Here is a 17646-nt window from a genome sequence, read left to right on the forward strand (position 1 = left end):
TATTATAATGTATTTGCTACAATTGTAATCTTTTTCTTATTTTCTTTACGACTCTTTATAATTTCTTTTACCATATCCTTATATAATATATTTTCATCTTCATTATCATTCCCCTCTATATGATTATTCCACATAGCACCTAAAACGCCTATAGCCAGACCTGCACCAATGAAAACCCCATTGGGAACTTTAAATTTCAAAACAGAAGTCTTGCCCGTGAATATTTCCTTAAAAGAATTAGCAGTGACACCCTGCTGCTTCCCCATCAATTCACCAGCCTTTCTGTAAGCTCCTTCTGCTGCCTCCTCGTTACCTGCTAAGATATATTTCAAAGCATTCTCATTTTGTTTCATGGATTCTTTTGCCAACTCATCGTTGCGTATTGTTACTGTTGCCACAACCTCAGTGCCAGCTCCAACAAGCCCTCCCCCTGACACAGAACCTACCGTTATTCCGTCTGAGCTCGTCAGAACACTATGGTCTGTTTTCATTGACGTCTGGTCATCATCTTTTTCAAGTGCTGATTTCGCATACGAATTTTGTTTCCGGACATTACTATCACGAAAGTTCTCAACATCACTGGTACAATAGAAGTAAACCGACAGCCCGGAACCTATTATCACTGCTATCGCAGACCCTGCAGCCTGTCCCTGGAAACCTGCAAGCAACGCATTAGAGACATTGCCTATGAATCCCTGCTTGATCTTTGACCACGCATTTACATTACTAATCTCATTGTTAGTCTTGCTTATCATTTGCGCTAACTCTAAAGCCTTGGCATGGTCCATAACCAATGTCACGACACCGCCTTTACTGCAAGTAAGCATTGAACGCTCCAAAAGGGCATTATGCCCCTCGATCTTAGCCTTTCCATGGAACATCCCCCACTCTCCAGTAAGCGAATCATCACATTCGTTGGCTAAGTATTTGTAAGTTGCAGCCGCACCATAGGATGCCGCTCCTCCCACAAACAAAGCCATTGAGGCTGCAAAAGCAACATTTGTAGCCGTTGTTGCAATAGCCACTGCTGCACCAACCACTGCTGCACCAGCTCCACATGTCAGGACCGTCAGAGCTACAACGGCTGCACCCAGTGTCAGACCAAGAAGCAAGCCGCTAAGCCCATCATAATACGAAACTTTGATGCGACACTGCAACTGACAGGTTAATTTCTTGTCGCAGGTGTTGAGTAACGCTTTCTTTTCCTTGCCATACAAGACCTTGGCTTTTCTTTCCGTCACGATTTGGCTGGGTAATGTAGACATCATTTCCGTACAAATAGCATTCAGACCCCGCAGGTATATATGATTGTATCATAACTTTTGTTTATGGAAAGACTGGATATATTTATCAGATGAACAGACTTGTCAGGAATTACTTATTGTTCTTAAATCGTCTTTTAAACTCACTTTTTGGCATCTTATATTTCAAATACCGTATGACGTTTTCACGATAGAAGCTGTCCATATATTCCTTATCGTAATCCTTGTTATCTTCTCTGATAGATTCATTTACTCCTACCATTTTTAAAACAGGAATAGGATTATCCTTAGTTCCATATTCAGGGTTGCTCATATCATCCTCGTTTACTGTCAAATACACTTCTTTATTGTCATAACCATAAACCTTAGGAAAATCAAAATACATTATGCTGAAATATTTCTTATACTCTGGGCTATAGAAAGGGATGTAACGTGCCTCAGGATTAGCAAAATAATTACCATCCATCTTCACCATAAAGGTCTCTAATGTTTTAGTTTCTGGCTCAAGATTAGATAAATACATTTTAGAGTCATAATCATACATATAAACTTTGATATGCTTTGATTTTTTAATATAGTTCTCAGCATAAACCTCAACATTATCATTATATTTATATGGGAAATACAATTTGTTAATAAGAAAATATATCAAAGGGACAACCAACACACCTCCTATAATCTGCCCAGCCAATACCATTGGAATATGTTTAAAGATTCTTTTCATTGACCTGTTGCTTTTATATTAATTCCTCCTTTACTTTCTCCTCGAGCATCATTTATCTTCTCAATAATCTCCTTATATAAGTCATTCTCCTTTTTATTCATACCCCATTCTATACCATTACTTATCAAAGACGCAGCAATACCCACTCCAAATTTCTGTGCATTCAACTTGGTAAACAAATTCCTACTTATTTCTTTCCCCATATTCTTTGCAGTATTTCTTGTAAAACAACTCCAAATGCCACGAGTCATTACATTACCACTCACCACTTCTTCTAAGCCCCAACGACTAAGCGTACCAAGAGTTTGACGATTACTGCCTATTACAGGGATTGCTGCTTCGCCAGCAGTTAATCCCCCTCCGATGGCCATGTCTCGCCAAGTTTCTCTCGTCACTATGCCTCCGTCAGCTTCCAACTCAGCATCTTCCCCCCTTAAATATTTGCGAGCATACTCATGCTGATTCTGCATATTCTGATTACGGTAGTTATCATCGGCTCCCGAAACATAATCATACACTGCCAGCCCCGAGCCGATGATGAGACCTACTACATCCCCCAGCACCTGATGCCTTGAAGGCATTAGCAGCTGCTCCAACAAAACCTTGTGAAAGATTGGAATAGTAATTCAACTCTAATATCTTCTTATTACTATCGCTGATCTTCTTTGACAGTTCAAGAGCTTTTTCATGACTCATCACCAGAGAGACAATCCCTCCTTTCTGACAGGTAAGGAAAGAACGTTCCAAAACCGCATTCGCTCCTTCTATATAAGCCTTGCGATGAAACAGCTCCCATGTCCCTCCCGTAGTACTGTCACACTCATGCTTTGCAAGTCTGCTTTCCGTTGTCTTATCAGCATAATACACTGCAGCTCCACCTAAAGCACCTGTGGCAATGACCGCTGCCGCAACGACTGCCGTGCCAGCTCCACATGTCAGGACCGTCAGAGCCACAACGGCTGCGCCCAATGTCAGACCAAGAAGCAAGCCGCTAAGCCCATCATAATACGAAACTTTGATGCGACACTGCAACTGACAGGTTAATTTCTTGTCGCAGGTGTTGAGTAACGCTTTCTTTTCCTTGCCATACAAGGACCTTGGCTTTTCTTTCCGTCACGATTTGGCTGGGTAATGTAGACATCATTTCCGTACAAATAGCATTCAGACCCCGCAGGTATATATGATTGTATCATAACTTTTGTTTATGGAAAGACTGGATATATTTATCAGAAGAACAGGATTGGTAATAATTACTTTTTACTCATGAACCTCCTTTCAAATTCCTCCTTCGGCATCTTATACTTTAAGTAGTTGATGACATTGTTCCGATAAAACTTTTCTATAAAGACAGAATCGCTATCCTTGCCACTAAACCATATCGGTTCACTCACACCAACTGCTTTCAGTACGGGTACAGGATTGTCTTTTGTTCCATACACAGGATTATTCATATCGTCACGGTTGACTGTAAGATAAAGCTCTTTCTCTACATAACTCCCATTAACATCCTTAAATGCAATGATATTCATAAACTTCTTATACTCCTTACAATAGAAAGAAGTGTAATCAGCACTTGGGTTATTAAAAAAATCACGAGAGTCATAAGTTGTATCAAAAACTTCACTTAAAGGATACTTTTCATCATCAATGTTATTTAGATATAACTGTGACTCTTCTGGTGGCATTATTACCTTTATTGTATAACATTTATCCATATACTGTTTATAAAATATTACTGCTTCGTTGTTATATTTATTCTTATAATATAATACATCAACAATCTTAGGCATCATCGGTACTATAAAACATGAACCTATCAGACTCCCGATAAGCACCCATGGAATAAAATGCGTATATTCTGTTATTTTCATATTTATAAGCTATTTGCTAAGATTGAGGTTTTAGTTTTATTATTTTTCCTTGCTTTCTTTATTTTATCAATCATACTTTTATATAACAGATTTTCTTCCTTATTATCTCCCCATTCTATATGATTATTCCACATAGCACCTAAAACGCCTATAGCCAGACCTGCACCAATAAAAGCCCCATTATGGACATTATACTTAAACACACGAGTCCTACCAGTGAAAATCTCTTTAAAGGAATTAAGATTTACTCCCTGCTGCTTCCCCATCAATTCACCTGCCTTCCTGTAAGCTCCTTCTGCTGCCTCCTCGTTACCTGCTAAGATATATTTCAAAGCATTCTCATTTTGTTTCATGGATTCTTTTGCCAACTCATCGTTGCGTATTGTTACTGTTGCCACAACCTCAGTGCCAGCTCCAACAAGTCCTCCCCCTGACACAGAACCTACCGTTATTCCGTCTGAGCTCGTCAGAACACTATGGTCTGTTTTCATTGACGTCTGGTCATCGTCTTTTTCAAGTGCTGATTTCGCATACGAATTTTGTTTCCGGACATTACTATCACGAAAGTTCTCAACATCACTGGTACAATAGAAGTAAACTGACAGCCCGGAACCTATTATCACTGCTATCGCAGACCCGGCAGCCTGTCCCTGGAAACCTGCAAGCAACGCATTAGAGACATTGCCTATGAATCCCTGCTTGATCTTTGACCACGCATTTACATTACTAATCTCATTGTTTGTCTTGCTTATCATTTGCGCTAACTCTAAAGCCTTGGCATGGTCCATAACCAATGTCACGACACCGCCTTTACTGCAAGTAAGCATTGAAGGCTCCAAAAGGGCATTATGCCCCTCGATCTTAGCCTTTCCATGGAACATCCCCCACTCTCCAGTAAGCGAATCATCACATTCGTTGGCTAAGTATTTGTAAGTTGCAGCCGCACCATAGGATGCCGCTCCTCCCACAAACAAAGCCATTGAGGCTGCAAAAGCTACATTTGTAGCCGTTGTTGCAATAGCCGCTGCTGCACCAACCACTGCTGCACCAGCTCCCGCTGTAGCTATTACAAATGCAACAACCAAAGCTCCAGCAGCAAGACCAATGAGCAAGCCACCAAGTCCAGAAAAGAATGTCTGTTTGATACGACATTGTAACGAGCAACTCAACTTCTTGTCACAAGTATTCAGCAAAGGCTTTTTCTCTTTGCCATACAAGACCTTAGCTTCACGTGTGAGTCCTAATTGTGCCGGAACTCCTCCTGTCATCTCCGTGCAGATAACATCTGTTCCGGCAGGTATATATGATTGTGCCATAGTTATTTCAATCTGTGAATACGATAAATTACCAGTATCTCAATATTATTCTTCACCTCCTCGATGATATTCACCTTGATTTCCTGAGGAAGTCCGTCGTCAGCAAGGAGAATGTCATGATAGAGCTCATAGTTATATTGCGTAAAGCCATACTTGACAATCGGCTGGTAGCGTTCCTTATAGGTCCTCATGATGCCAAACTCATTGACCACCTTTGTACGCTGGTCGTCAGCAGAGATATAGCGTGAAATCTTCTTCAGTCCCGTCTCCTCATCCGTAGTAACCTCCTGGGTAAGAGAAGTCTTGATCGGTGTCTGGTCAAAAAGGAAAGAATAGAAGTTCTGGTCGAACTTATCATCTTCCAACTTCTTTCCTATAAGATACTTATCAAAGAAAACATCATAGAACAGCTTACCCGACAATTCTGTTCTGAAAGTCGGTTCATAAGTGAACTGCCTGTCGATAAGGTCAGTAAACTTCTCCACCTGCTTGCCTTCGTCAGACCCCTTTCCCATTGTAGAATTGATGGTATAGAACATCTCCGCACGGTATTCCTCCCATCGTTTCTTGATCTCCTCAAAGTTCACCACTTTGTTGATCTTGCCAGTCTGTGAGTCAACAGTAACCTCTGCACGGCACTTGATACCGTCAATCTTATCCAGCAACTCCAGTGCAGCCATCATGTTCTCCGGTCTTATCTTGACAAAGCTCTCTGTCACTTCACCTTTGAACCTGTTGCTTTCCAGCGTTGAATCATACTGCAAAGAAAGTTCACGCCGTGTGTCAGAATGGCTTGTCACCATCCCGTCTATACGGTTCAACACCTTCTGTTCGCATCTGTACTTGACTGTCTTGTCAAACAAGTCAGCTTTCTCGTAAAAATTCCGCCATGGGCTTCCTTCTTCTCCCCAATCTATCATACCGGTTTTTATAGAATTGGTAAATACTGCCATAGGATTTGCATGGAAAGAGGAAGAAGAACTACAAACCCTGCTTGTCAAGTGCAAATATAAACAAAAAGCATTAGAACAACAAATAAACTTACCGGACAACACTAAAAGAAATATTCTTTTTGTAGAAAACAAGCTGCACTCAGCAAATTGGGAACAAGTTTCCTGTGCGTTCTTTTGCATTATTCTGGGTTCTTCCGTTAAATTCATAGATTGGAAACAGAATAAAGGCTTATACGCTTGTATGGTATGGCTATCCAAAAATAGACGGTCTCACAAAGGAGGATAAAGCACAAGATAAAAATGCAGAAAAGGCAAACAGATACCATGTCGTTCCGTCTTCTACAAACAACTTATCCCATTCCAACCAACGTTTGTAAACTATTTTCATGCAGTTCAAAGCTAACACATAGTCATTTGGCTTTGAAAAGACGCCCAATTGACTTGCAATAGACGCCCTTTTGAGGTCTAACTGACGCCCTTTTGAAGTCCAATTAAGCACCTTTTCTTGCACTGCGTTATAACCGGTTGATTTACTGTCGGTTGCAAACTTGCTTTTTACACGTGTTTTTGCCTTTATCTGTAGGTGTTTTACCTGAAATTATGTCATGATTTTTCAAACCATTGTCCGCATTTTCAAAGTATTGACATGAAAAGGTTTTCTGCATCGGAGGATGATAACAAGGTAGGTAACCAAGACCGTCTTGGCTATTTTTTATTTAATAAACAGCTCCGATTCTTGCGTTAAAGCTATACGAAAAACATCCATGCATTTAACGGAAGAACAAAAATAATTGCGTAAAACAGAGAAGAAAGGAAGAAGGGGATGTGCGGAAAACACGCAGTGGGAGGATGAGCCTGCCCCCACAGGTTCATCAGCCCCCAATGTGGACTGTTTTTAGTTTGACAGTATTGTTTCCTAACATCTTTTATTTTCTCGTCAGCATCTCATCCGTCTTTATAACTTGACGTAGCCTGTTATGCTTTCATTACAAAGATGAACAAGCTGCTCGGTGATAAAACAAATCTGTTTCAGGTCCTGATGACCGGTTTGAAGTAAAAGAAAAACAGGAGACAAACACCCGTGAAGGATGCCTGTCTCCTATCCGCTGATAAGTCAGTAAAATGCTTACTGCTTACAATATGCTTATTTCAAAAGTGCTTCGAGGGCAGCAGGGAAGTTCTTAGCTTTTGCCTTCAAGTTCAGAAGCAGTGCTTTCTCTGTTTCGTCTACCTGACCATCACCGCTGATCTTCTCAGACAGCATCTTGACTTCTTCCTCGTCAATCTCACCGTCTGCGAGAATGTTATCAGAAACAGCCTCAACGAAGAACTCCTGCCACTCAGGAGCATTGTCCTTACCGGAAACAGCATCGTTGAGCTCAAATAGGAATTCAACTTCTTCTGCATCGATTACGCCGTCAGCATAGAGTACTTCACGGAGCTGTGCTACCTCTTCCTTGTCGATTACACCGTCAGCGAGAAGGTTTTTCTTCAATTCTTCTAATTTTCCCATAATTTTAAAGTATTATATTAACTTGATTCTGCAACACTATAGATTGTTTGTTTTGTTACATTCTGAGTAACTGAAAGTTTCTCGGTCTGTGTCATGTCAGAAGAATTCACTAAACTCAGTGTCGCAAAACAATTTAACAAATCCTTGACTGACGTGGCAAAAATACAAATAAAATCTGAGAAACCTGTTGATTCTGCAGGTATATTTTCATTTGCAGATTAATCTGTGTGTATCATCTGTCCTGTGACAGCAGAAAGTCCGGGGACTATGTGCCTCTGTATGAGAACACTTTAACCCGAACCGTTCATCAGAGGCTGAACAGGTTTTGTTTTTATTGTCGGGCGGATTGTTTGTCTTTGCAACAAGGCGTAGCGAGCTATGTCAAGTTATAGCGGCAGAGAAGATAGCGACAAGAGGATAAAAGATGCCAGGAAACAATATGAAAGATAAGGATAATGAGCCCTTTGCGGGCTCAATGAGATTTGGGCTCAAGGAGAAAGGTTACGGCTGGCAGGGTGTAGTCAGCCTCAAATAAATAATTCTCTATAAATGGCGAGACCGATAAAAACGCCAGCCAAGATGCGGCATAACATAATCAATGCCTTGCGGTCAGATTTCTTTTTGATACGTCCATTGATGACGATGGGTGCAACAATCCACAGGACTAAAGCGAGAATTATATATATCAACATGATAGTCTTTTTTTATTTGAGGGTGTACCCATTGATGACAATTACGGTACACCCTCATGAATAACATTGTAATGGTATTAATGAACCTCACCTTTCCGGTACATCTCGTTAACGCGTTTCTGAACTTCCGCATAGCGAGAGCCGAGTTTGTGCTTGCGTGTCACACCATTACCATAAGTCCCTTTGATGACGTCATTAGCCGTCTCCTGAACTGAACCGGCAGGCTCTGTCATTGTAGGCTCTGTCGTGGCTGATGTGCCGTGATTACCAGCAGAAGCAACCTGCTTGTCCGTTGCAGCATTGGCAGCGGTGTTTACGTCCGGGGCGTTGTCTGAAGAAACAGGAACTTCGCCGTCTGAATTGTTTTCAGAAGCATTCTTGCTGCTTGCCTTTCCAGTTACATTCAGCCCGTTGGTATCAGTTTCCGCCTTAGTTGCAGAGTCAGCCTGTGCTGTCTGTGTAGTATCTTTCCGTACACCAGTACTGTCGGTAGCGACTGCAACAGCAGTATTCCCGGATTCATTTCCCTGACTGCTGTATAGGTAATAGCCACCACCAAGAAGAGCTACAAGGACAGCTGCCACCAGCCACTTCTTTCCGTTTCCGCCTCCCTTGCTGCCAACGGTCTCGTCTGATGGCGTAGACGGTGGCGGTACTGGAGTAGGTTCCGGCTGCTTCACCTTTGGAGTAATCCCATCTTCGGGTTTCTCTTCCGGTTGAGGAGTCTTTGTCCTCAGTGTAACTTTTCTTTTAATTTCAACCATAATATATTAGTTGCAGATGATTGAGAAACCAGGAATCTCGTCGAAGGCAGTGCCAAGATCCATTACACGGCTCTCGTTCTTGAGGGCATATTCACCTTCGTTGTTCTTGATAGAACATACACAGTAAACATGACCTTCGTCAGTAGAGTCAGCCAGTACCTCAAGGTAATCGCCAGAGTCGCTCTGAAGTTCAACACGACCACCCTCTTCAGCGTAAGTTACATCAAGCTGGTCAATGGCAGCCTTATAGTTAACGATGCAGACGAAAGCCTGCTCAATCTCGTCAAGACTGGCAATGTTAATCTGTTCAGTCTCCTCATTGCCCTCGGCAGGTTCCTTGTTGTCGCCTAAGTGAAGCATGAACGGGAACTTATCCAGTGCACCGAGGTCACTCCTCTTGCCACGATATTCGTTAGAGAAGACGCCACCGACTTCGCCATTCTTCTTCTTGAAAAACAGGCAAAGGTCCAGGTCAGTATCTGATGTCCAGAACAGCTTTACTTTCAGCTTGCCTGAGAATGTGAATGCGCACTCCTCCTGCTTTCTGCGAAGAGTGATCTTTCTCTTTAATGTTACTTCTGCCATAACTACTAATTCTTTAAATGTTATTGTATATGAATATTAAAAATTAAAATCGTCACTGGTACTCCTTACCACCCTGCTTGTTTCTGTCTTGTGCCTGGAAGGAGATACGTCCATGTCGAAGAAGTCATCCTCGCTGTTTGGTGTAGCAGGTGATGCCATCTGAGGTTTTGATTTGGGAGCAGGCGATATGTTTTTTTCATTGCCAAAGAAATCATCTTCCGACTGTCTTGTCTGTGAATCGAAGTCGTTGTCCTCATCAGGTTCATTGCCCTGAAACAACGAATCTTTCTTTGCATACTGCTTGTCAAATGCTGTTTCAGCATCGAATATCTGTTTGAACAACAGTTTCATCTCACCCTTATGGTCAGGGTATCTCGCCTGTAAGTCGGATAAGAGTTCTCTTGCTTCATCCCACTTTTTATCTACTATGAAGTCTTTTACCTCATAGATGCCTTGCTTATAGTTCTCTTCAGCCTGTAGGACAGCAAGTTTTTCCTCGGCACGACGGATGTTCAAACGGAGGTTTTCATCTTCCCGTATTCTTAGTGCTTCCTTGCCAAGCGACACAACTTCTGCCCAGTTCTCCATGAATAAGGCTGAATCAATCTTGCGTTTTATCGTCTGCCACTTCTCTTCTTCTTTGGCAAACTCCACCTTAGCAGTCTTCAGTCTTTCAACCTTTTCCGTCCATTTTCGTTGGTTGGGAGTGTCGGTGTCTATGAGTTCGTTGCATGTCGCAATAGCAGCATCGAAGTCTTTTGAATCTTCAGCCTCTTGGTATTGCCGTATGAGTTCAGCAATCTGCTGGTCATGTACCTCTTGTATCTGTTCAATCTGCAGGATTCTTTCCTGTGCATCTTTGTTCTCACTGTCAAAGGATTGCACCTTCTTCAGTTCCTCAAGTGCCTCCTTGTATGATTTCTGTGCAAGGAACATGTCAGCACGGGTCAGATACTTCTCTATCTGTGCCTGTGAGTCAATCTGTTTTCTTGCAATCTGATGGATTCTGTCAGCCTCTTTGGAATTAGGCATCAGGTTCAGGGCTGCATCACTTTGCGACAGCGCATCCTGCCATTGCTTTTCTTCAAGACTCTTCTGTGCCCTTTGAATGATACTCTTGTATTGCTCTTCCTTCACCTTCTTCTCGGAGAGGAGACGGGTTGCTTCAGCCTTCTTCTGACGGGCTTCCTGGTCGTCAGGATTGTGCTGAAGGGCGATGTCAGCCCAGTCAGACATCTGTGCATAGTCCTGCTTCTTCTCATAGTCATAAATATTAGCCAACGCTTCTTTGTATTTATTTTCTGATTCGTGAGCAGCTTTGTCCTTTGCTTCCTGCTCAGCCCTTTTCCGTTCAGCTTCCAGTCGTCTTGCTTCCTCTTCCTGTGCAAGTTTCAGCCTCTCTAACTCTGTTGCGCCATTGGCGATAGCCATCTGTGTTGCCTCGGAGAACTGGCTGCAGTCCATGATGGAATAGACTGCAACGATATGGGGGAGGTCAGAATCCTTATAGAAGATATACTTGTCCTCTGACAATAAATACCGTTCCTTGATGGCTCTGATGAACTGTTCGTTTGTAAATGTGTTTCCCAAGAACATGACACCCTTGACCTTGTCGTTAGGGATGTTCAGGTTCTTGACGAATGTTGTTATTTCCCTGACAATGTCATCCACGATGACATGTGTGCGTGTGTCGATCTCCTTCTTCAGAACAGTAGTGTCATAGATGTTAGGAAGTTGGGAGAATCTGACATTCGTGATGGTAATCGGACGTCCTGGTATAGCATCTTCCAGCTTCTCTATCCACTGGTCAGCGAACTGTCCAAGACGGAGATATTCCCTTTCGTAATCCTGTTCTGAATCAAGAAAAAGCTCTCTCTGATTGATACTCTTGACCACCTTCTCAAGTAAAGCCCTGCTTCTGAGGTCAGTACCCATGCCTTTCAAGGCATCTTCTGCTTTTCTTAACAGGATGTTATCTGTATGTTCATATACAGAATAACTCAGGTTTTCGTTGCAGGCATTGAGTAGCAGATAGAATCCGTCTTCCTCATACTGCCCCCTTCTGAAGGCATGTTCCAGTGCAAGCTGTCCGATACGGGCAACCGATTCTTTTACTACGAAATTGTTTTCTTCCAATACCGACTGCAGGAAGACAAGGCGGGCTGCATCTGAAATGTCCTTCGAGAAAGAGATGTATGTATCAATCTCTCCGGGCTTTTCATCAACCGCAGATCTTAACTCATCCAGGATGCCGGATGTGTAGAATATCTTGTACATTTCCTGTTTTCTTCCATATCTCATGAAAGAAGCAGTGGAATCTGGAATCAGATCAAAGACATTACCATAATAGTGATTGTCATTGTTGTGGTAATGTTGTTTGTTATCTTTACCATAGACAATGGTATCATTAGCTACATCTTCATAGAAGTATAACCAGAAACGATTTTCTCCATTGGAAGGAGTAATGAGATGTGGTACACCATCGACGCAGACTGCGCCGATGATATACCATTTATCTATGTATAAAGTAAGAACCTTCATTTAATGATTACTGATTAAACGCTTTCTTTATTAATGTTTCCAAGAAGCAAGCGCCTTCTGCAATGATGATTGGCTGATGGTAAGTGAACACATCGCCCTGAATCTTCCGGGCTTTGCGATACTCATCATCATTGTTGCAGATGTAGCTTGTGATTCTGTTCGGGAGGTCTGCAAGGTCCTCTCGCAAATTGTCTGCCTGTGGGTAGAGACGGGTCTTCTGACTGACGAAATCAATGAATATCTCCATGAATTTCTCAAAGTTGGCAATGCCTGAGAAATCAAATTTATTCATCTCATTTGCAAAATACTCGCCAGTAAGCTCATCTTCTGTATGAAGTTCCTTGGGAGTACCATCACTCATAATATACTTGACGCCCGTTTCGCCACAGATGTCTGCATCTGCTTCCTGTTGTTTCCTTATGTGCTCCTTGGGGTCGACAAGTCCCTTGGCAACCTCAGCCTTGTTGTCAATTTCAATCTCATCACGGTATCTGACTTCCAGTGTCTTTTCGGTAACTAAGTTTACACCGGCATTAAGACAGTTCTCGTAGTACTCATTTGTCAACCTTCGGGTTGCTGAACTTCTGAGCCAATGGAACAGCCTACCGCCCTTACCGAATGAAAGCACATCAATTCTGTTGATATGATTCATGTGTTCGGTCTTTATTGCCTTACCGATCAGCATACCTGAATAGAAGAGCAGGAGACCTGTCACATAGGCAGGGATGGTAAAGACGAACTTTGCATTGTTATTGATTGAAGAATAGAATTCCTCATAATCATTCTCTGACCTTAACTGGTCAAAGATGCTGTTCAGATAGTAAGGAGCCTTTGACGGCTGGGTCAATACTTCCTTGATATTGGCAACAAAGACATTGGTCTTCTTGCCTTCATGGAAGTTGACCAAAGCCTGGCGGAAAGACTCGGACTTGATAACAGCATTGAAGAATACGCCGGCAGCTATGCGGACAGAACTCTCCCGATAGAGGGAAGACTTGTTGCCGTTGTCAGGGTCCTTTGCAAGGAGCAGGATGTCACTGGTACTGCCGCCGACATCAATTCCCAGGAACATATTGTCTTTGTTCAAGCCAAAGTCCCGTGAGAGTGCAAAGCTGCAGACAGCTTCAGCCTCGGTGGTGAGTTTCTCACTTGGTTCCGGGCGGCGTCCAACTGTAATAGGCGTCATCTTGCAGAGCTCCTCAAAAATCTTCTCAAGTTCAGCACGGTCAGCCTCCATCATAGAACCGGGATAACTCCATTTAAGTTCTTCCGGTCGTATTCTCTCCTCCTTGTACAGGTATGCACAGGTCTGTAGCCAGATGGATTTCAAGAAAGCACGCTTCTTCTGCAGCCCCTTCTCATTATCCAGCCACTTCATGTTATAGTGCAGTGTGCCAGCCTGGGTCTTGATCTCATACTGGTCCATCTCCTTCACAAAGACGTTAGGTCTGTTTACAGGAACACCACCGGCTATTTCCTCTGATTCATTGTAGCAGTTGTATCTTGAATCATGTTCATGAAGCCACGACTTGACCTGTCCGTTGTCGGATGTGTAATTCGCAAAGAACAGGAGTTCATTGTTCTCAGCAATAGAACGAACATCATTGTTCTCCTTGCCGACAAGCACCGTTCTGTAGTTTCTGAACTCAACAGGGTTCGCACCTCTGTCGTCCGGGTTGTAATAAACGCAAGTGTTGTTGCTGCCGAAGTCCACGCCAACAATGGCTGACCCCTTGAGGTCAATAGTGGTTTTATCACCAATTACCTCCTGTCGGAAGATCAGATAGCCGGCATGAACATCTTTGCCTGTGTCTTTTACAAAGGCTGAAAGTCCTGCCAAAGGCTTGTCCGCACTGATGATGTTGTACTTAGGCAGGTCTTCACCTTGCCCAGCCGGATAGGTGATGAGCTTCTTGATGTCAATCAGCTTGTCTTCATCAGCAGAAGGCTGATAGTCGCCTGTCCAAAAGTTGTTATCTATCGTCCTTACAAATTCACCTTGCCACTTGAAGACAGGTTGGAATTGTTCCTGCGCATCTGCGGTAAACTCTGAATAAAGATAATATTTGTTCCATTTCTCTGAGACGAAGTCCGGCCACATGATCACCTTACCCTGGTCAGTCATCCAGTCAATTTCGTACTCACGGGTGTTCAGTGTAACCTTCTGTCCGTCAATCTCGACAATCAAAGTGACAGCCAACTGACCAGCATCAGTAATGACACCGGTAAGTGAGGTGTTCCCACCATCAGAATAACCCAGCAAGCCACGCAGGTTATTCTTGAAGATATCTATACCTCTTTCTGATAATGGAAGTGTGAAGTAGCTCATGCTTCCATCCCTCAATTCCTTGACCCGCAGATAGAATACTGGTCCGTCAGAAAGTTTCGGACGTGCGTTGGCATCCTCAGCCCATCCTATGACAAACTTATCCTCGCTGAGCAGGTTCTGAATATCTCCGATGAGCTTATAGTCTCCGTCATTTGTATAAGTGAAGGTGTAATCCGGCTTCAGATACACAGGCACATCGCTCATGAAAAGGAGAGAGAACGGACACTCCAGGTTGCCATACTTGGCAATCGGTCCCTTGTCGCGAAGATTTCCGCCTCCACGGTACAGCAGTTCCTGTTCCCACTTGCGGCTCATCTGCTTGAACCCACCGATATTCATCAACTGCTTGTCGCCTCTTTGGGAATTGATTTTCTTCTCAAAGGCTTCAAGGTTACCATTCATATTCTTCATGAACAGGTAAACTTTCTGCAACTGGTCAGGTGAAAGGAAGGCGGTAGGGTCCTCAAACTTACCATCACGATACCAGTTGATGTCACTGGCATCATCACCGAGGCTGGCATAGCTGACACCCGTGAATACTCCCGTCATTGGCGAAGTACCGCCGACCAGATGGTCACGATAGTAGATGAGGTGAATATAGGGCTGTACGTCCGGACTTTTAGCAAGCACATCCTGATTACTCCAGACATCCTTGTCCTCGAAAAGCATCCGGCCGAATGCTGCTGCAATATCGTATCCATTGCCCCTTACGTTCATCTCTACAGGGTTTGAGAAACGAATACGGTCCGGGAACAGTGCGATGACTGCCAACAATCCTCTCCACTCACCGTGAAGCATATCGTAGAACTGCTGCAAGCCTGAAATGTTGATGTTCGGGTCTGGGTTCGCCAGCGTCTGCAAGGCAAACTTGAAGAGCTTTGCCCGTGCCCACGGTGTAGGAACACCCGAAATGAGTGCGCCGAGCTTCTCGGCAGTCAAACCCTCCAGAATCTTTCCTGTTTCAATACCTTGTATGTAGGACGATGCCATGTTAAGCTCGTTCCACTGACCTTGAGTTCCTGTTGTCAGGTTGGTATAACTCTTTATCAATAATGCTTTTGACATAGCTTCCCGATTAATTAAACTTATACAACTTTGCTAATGTGTCGAAAATCAACTTGTACAACTGCTCACCCTTGTTCGTGAGGTTCTGCCAGTCCTTTGAACTGTCACGTTCCTGTATAAACTGTTTCTTGAACGGGTCGAACTTTGAACGGAATCCGATAATACCGCTCTTGCTGTATTTGTTGTCCTTGCCGATACCTTCGTTTCTGTAGATACACTCATTCCAGTCCATGTTCATCAGCTCCTTGAAGGTCATGGGTGAGAACAGGTTGGCATTAAAGAGGAAGCTGTCCTGACCGCCTGCCGAACGGTGAATCTGCCGGAGCCAGCCTTCCTGCAGCTTGTCGGCAACCCGTTTCACGAAGAACAGACGAAAATAGTTCTTCAGACTTGTAGCCTGGGTAATGTCCATCTCTATAAACTCCTGGATTTCCTTCTGTCCGCCAGCTCTTGTGCTTTCCACGAAGTCATCCTCTCCATTGCAGAAGAGGGAGAAGGCTATCAGCATACCGAACTTACGGGCAAACTCCTTGGCTCTCTCTTTGCCGACGAAGTCTTCAAAGTCAAGTTTGCCACTTTCATTGACTGCACGGTACTGATAATCGGTCTTGTGCAGGTTCTTGTTCTGCTGTAGCTCGTTCTCATCAGAATTGTAGAAGTCGAGCGCAGCACATGCCGCAAGCAGTTCTATGTAGTGGGAATCATTCTTCTGCTGCTCGCCACCAGTAATGGTTTCAGATATCGTGTCAGCCTTTCTCTGCATCGGGTCCCAGTTGAGGCTGCTGGTACCCATCATATAGAACTTCTGATAGGTACTCTTTACCGTAGCATCATCATCGTAGAACATCATCGCAACCTGTGAGTTAAGCGCAAACTTGTCACTCGTTGCGATAATCTTCTGATTGTCCAGCTCACCGCCACTTGGGGCCCTGAAGCTGAAGTAGGCTGTAAGCAGGGTAGAACCGAAGTACGCACTCTTGAGAACATTGGCTGCACCGTTGCTCATTATCTCTGCAGCCTTTGAGATTGCCTGCGGGATGATAGGAATGGATGAAGCCCCCGTTCCTCCGAACACCGAGCCGAGGATGAACACTCTCGGCTGACCATTCTGTGAAGCCTTGATGAGCTCGCTGAGAAACAGCTTCAATTCACTGCTTGCCTGCGACTCTGCTGCTTCAAGGATTGAATGGTACATCATCATCGAGCCCAGATGGGTCTGTGCACGGTAGCCATGACGCAGATTGAAGTCTTCGACATTGTCAGACAGCACGAGGTCTGCCAGATCGGTCTCTTCTCTATGGTTATATTGCGTATCACCATAGTTGAACACCGCCTTGAAGGTACTCTTCTGCTCGTAGTTCGGGCTGAACTCGTAATATTTTATGTTGGCTGAGAAGAAGGAGTTGTTCAGTGACACTCTGCTTGCCTTGTCCTGTCCTTTTGCATTGCAGTAGGCATCCTTTACTTCCTTCAGCCGTGAGAAGTTACCGTTGTTTTTGTCAGTATCAAGTGCCAGCAGATGGATGTCTGTGTCATCAAACATACCCATGGCACACAGGTGGATAAGCGACTCTATGCATCGCATTCCGGTTCCACCAATACCGAGTACGAAAAATTGTCTTGCCATGATGAATTACTTTTTTTCTTTACCAAGAATTGAACCAAACTTTGAGTGACGGAATACAAACATCAGCGCAATACTTGTAACGAGATACACGCCGAGGTTGATACCGATACATTTGAGGTTGCACGTCCTGAGCATATTCTGGAAGCCGATGTTACGGATATGTGACATAACAACCAAATCATTGTACAGCCAGAAGCCCAGTACGGCAATGATGGCTATCACGACGAAGGCGATGCGTCGCTTGATGTAGGAACGGTCATTGCCACCCTCCCACGGGAACATGTTTGACAGAAGTAAGGCTACGAGAACTGCTACGAGGCCTACAATAACAGCATAGATCATTGTGCTGTTCATCAGCTGGTTAAGCTGGGAGATGTTAGTTACAGGAGTCATATCTTGATAGT

Annotated in this window: 15 protein-coding genes; all 15 read right to left on the bottom strand. The window is 43.7% G+C overall.

The window, feature by feature from the left end:
• Window positions 1-2 precede the first annotated feature (2 nt).
• The 15 genes from ADJ77_RS11505 to ADJ77_RS11575 all read right to left on the bottom strand — a co-directional run bounded on the left by ADJ77_RS11505 (window position 3) and on the right by ADJ77_RS11575 (window position 17635).
• On the bottom strand, window positions 3-1268 hold the full coding sequence (locus ADJ77_RS11505) for a DUF4280 domain-containing protein (RefSeq protein ID WP_050696438.1): 1266 nt from the start codon (window positions 1266-1268) through the stop codon (window positions 3-5).
• Between the two features lie 106 nt (window positions 1269-1374).
• A complete protein-coding gene (locus ADJ77_RS11510; protein WP_025079285.1) occupies window positions 1375-1986 on the bottom strand; it encodes a hypothetical protein in 612 nt (203 codons plus the stop codon).
• Window positions 1983-2456: a hypothetical protein gene (locus tag ADJ77_RS11515; protein ID WP_154663402.1), complete on the bottom strand. Its 474-nt coding sequence runs from the start codon at window positions 2454-2456 to the stop codon at window positions 1983-1985. Before ADJ77_RS11515 ends, ADJ77_RS11510 begins: the two co-directional genes overlap by 4 nt.
• 40 nt (window positions 2457-2496) lie before the next feature.
• Window positions 2497-3078, bottom strand: coding sequence for a DUF4280 domain-containing protein (locus ADJ77_RS11520; protein WP_050696440.1), 582 nt, complete (start codon window positions 3076-3078; stop codon window positions 2497-2499).
• A 158-nt stretch (window positions 3079-3236) separates the two neighbouring features.
• Entirely contained in the window at window positions 3237-3857 is a 621-nt protein-coding gene (locus ADJ77_RS11525; protein ID WP_050696441.1) for a hypothetical protein, read from the bottom strand.
• A gap of 2 nt (window positions 3858-3859) precedes the next feature.
• Window positions 3860-5173, bottom strand: a complete 1314-nt coding sequence (locus tag ADJ77_RS11530) for a DUF4280 domain-containing protein (protein ID WP_025078187.1) — start codon at window positions 5171-5173, stop codon at window positions 3860-3862.
• Between the two features lie 2 nt (window positions 5174-5175).
• The gene (locus tag ADJ77_RS11535) at window positions 5176-6093 is read right to left on the bottom strand and encodes a hypothetical protein (RefSeq protein WP_025078188.1); all 918 of its coding nucleotides are present in this window, start codon (window positions 6091-6093) and stop codon (window positions 5176-5178) included.
• Between the two features lie 1177 nt (window positions 6094-7270).
• On the bottom strand, window positions 7271-7639 hold the full coding sequence (locus ADJ77_RS11545) for a TerB family tellurite resistance protein (protein WP_025078190.1): 369 nt from the start codon (window positions 7637-7639) through the stop codon (window positions 7271-7273).
• Window positions 7640-8166: 527 nt separating this feature from the next.
• The gene (locus tag ADJ77_RS13900; protein ID WP_154663403.1) at window positions 8167-8331 is read right to left on the bottom strand and encodes a hypothetical protein; all 165 of its coding nucleotides are present in this window, start codon (window positions 8329-8331) and stop codon (window positions 8167-8169) included.
• A 77-nt stretch (window positions 8332-8408) separates the two neighbouring features.
• Entirely contained in the window at window positions 8409-9095 is a 687-nt protein-coding gene (locus ADJ77_RS11550; RefSeq protein ID WP_025078191.1) for a hypothetical protein, read from the bottom strand.
• 6 nt (window positions 9096-9101) lie between these two features.
• Entirely contained in the window at window positions 9102-9680 is a 579-nt protein-coding gene (locus ADJ77_RS11555; protein WP_025078192.1) for a hypothetical protein, read from the bottom strand.
• 36 nt (window positions 9681-9716) lie between these two features.
• Window positions 9717-12221 (bottom strand): hypothetical protein, encoded by a 2505-nt coding sequence (locus ADJ77_RS11560; protein WP_050696442.1) that lies wholly within the window; start codon window positions 12219-12221, stop codon window positions 9717-9719.
• 7 nt (window positions 12222-12228) lie between these two features.
• Window positions 12229-15615 carry a hypothetical protein gene (locus tag ADJ77_RS11565; protein ID WP_050696443.1) on the bottom strand — a complete coding sequence of 1129 codons (3387 nt, stop codon included), beginning with the start codon at window positions 15613-15615 and terminating at the stop codon, window positions 12229-12231.
• Window positions 15616-15625: 10 nt separating this feature from the next.
• A complete protein-coding gene (locus tag ADJ77_RS11570; protein ID WP_025078193.1) occupies window positions 15626-17242 on the bottom strand; it encodes a hypothetical protein in 1617 nt (538 codons plus the stop codon).
• Window positions 17243-17248: 6 nt separating this feature from the next.
• Complete coding sequence (locus ADJ77_RS11575; RefSeq protein ID WP_025078194.1) at window positions 17249-17635, bottom strand: hypothetical protein; 387 nt, start codon at window positions 17633-17635, stop codon at window positions 17249-17251.
• Window positions 17636-17646: the final 11 nt, after the last annotated feature.

Origin of the sequence: Prevotella fusca JCM 17724 (assembly GCF_001262015.1) — a bacterium.
Classification (GTDB): domain Bacteria; phylum Bacteroidota; class Bacteroidia; order Bacteroidales; family Bacteroidaceae; genus Prevotella; species Prevotella fusca.

Excerpts from the sequence above, each read along its gene's own strand:
- ADJ77_RS11560 (WP_050696442.1), bottom strand. The coding sequence starts at position 12,221 with ATGAAGGTTCTTACTTTATACATAGATAAATGGTATATCATCGGCGCA.
- ADJ77_RS11575 (WP_025078194.1), bottom strand. The coding sequence starts at position 17,635 with ATGACTCCTGTAACTAACATCTCCCAGCTTAACCAGCTGATGAACAGC.
- ADJ77_RS11505 (WP_050696438.1), bottom strand. The coding sequence starts at position 1,268 with ATGATGTCTACATTACCCAGCCAAATCGTGACGGAAAGAAAAGCCAAG.
- ADJ77_RS11565 (WP_050696443.1), bottom strand. The coding sequence starts at position 15,615 with ATGTCAAAAGCATTATTGATAAAGAGTTATACCAACCTGACAACAGGA.
- ADJ77_RS11530 (WP_025078187.1), bottom strand. The coding sequence starts at position 5,173 with ATGGCACAATCATATATACCTGCCGGAACAGATGTTATCTGCACGGAG.
- ADJ77_RS11525 (WP_050696441.1), bottom strand. The coding sequence starts at position 3,857 with ATGAAAATAACAGAATATACGCATTTTATTCCATGGGTGCTTATCGGG.
- ADJ77_RS11510 (WP_025079285.1), bottom strand. The coding sequence starts at position 1,986 with ATGAAAAGAATCTTTAAACATATTCCAATGGTATTGGCTGGGCAGATT.
- ADJ77_RS11545 (WP_025078190.1), bottom strand. The coding sequence starts at position 7,639 with ATGGGAAAATTAGAAGAATTGAAGAAAAACCTTCTCGCTGACGGTGTA.
- ADJ77_RS13900 (WP_154663403.1), bottom strand. The coding sequence starts at position 8,331 with ATGTTGATATATATAATTCTCGCTTTAGTCCTGTGGATTGTTGCACCC.
- ADJ77_RS11555 (WP_025078192.1), bottom strand. The coding sequence starts at position 9,680 with ATGGCAGAAGTAACATTAAAGAGAAAGATCACTCTTCGCAGAAAGCAG.
- ADJ77_RS11535 (WP_025078188.1), bottom strand. The coding sequence starts at position 6,093 with ATGATAGATTGGGGAGAAGAAGGAAGCCCATGGCGGAATTTTTACGAG.
- ADJ77_RS11570 (WP_025078193.1), bottom strand. The coding sequence starts at position 17,242 with ATGGCAAGACAATTTTTCGTACTCGGTATTGGTGGAACCGGAATGCGA.
- ADJ77_RS11515 (WP_154663402.1), bottom strand. The coding sequence starts at position 2,456 with ATGCAGAATCAGCATGAGTATGCTCGCAAATATTTAAGGGGGGAAGAT.
- ADJ77_RS11550 (WP_025078191.1), bottom strand. The coding sequence starts at position 9,095 with ATGGTTGAAATTAAAAGAAAAGTTACACTGAGGACAAAGACTCCTCAA.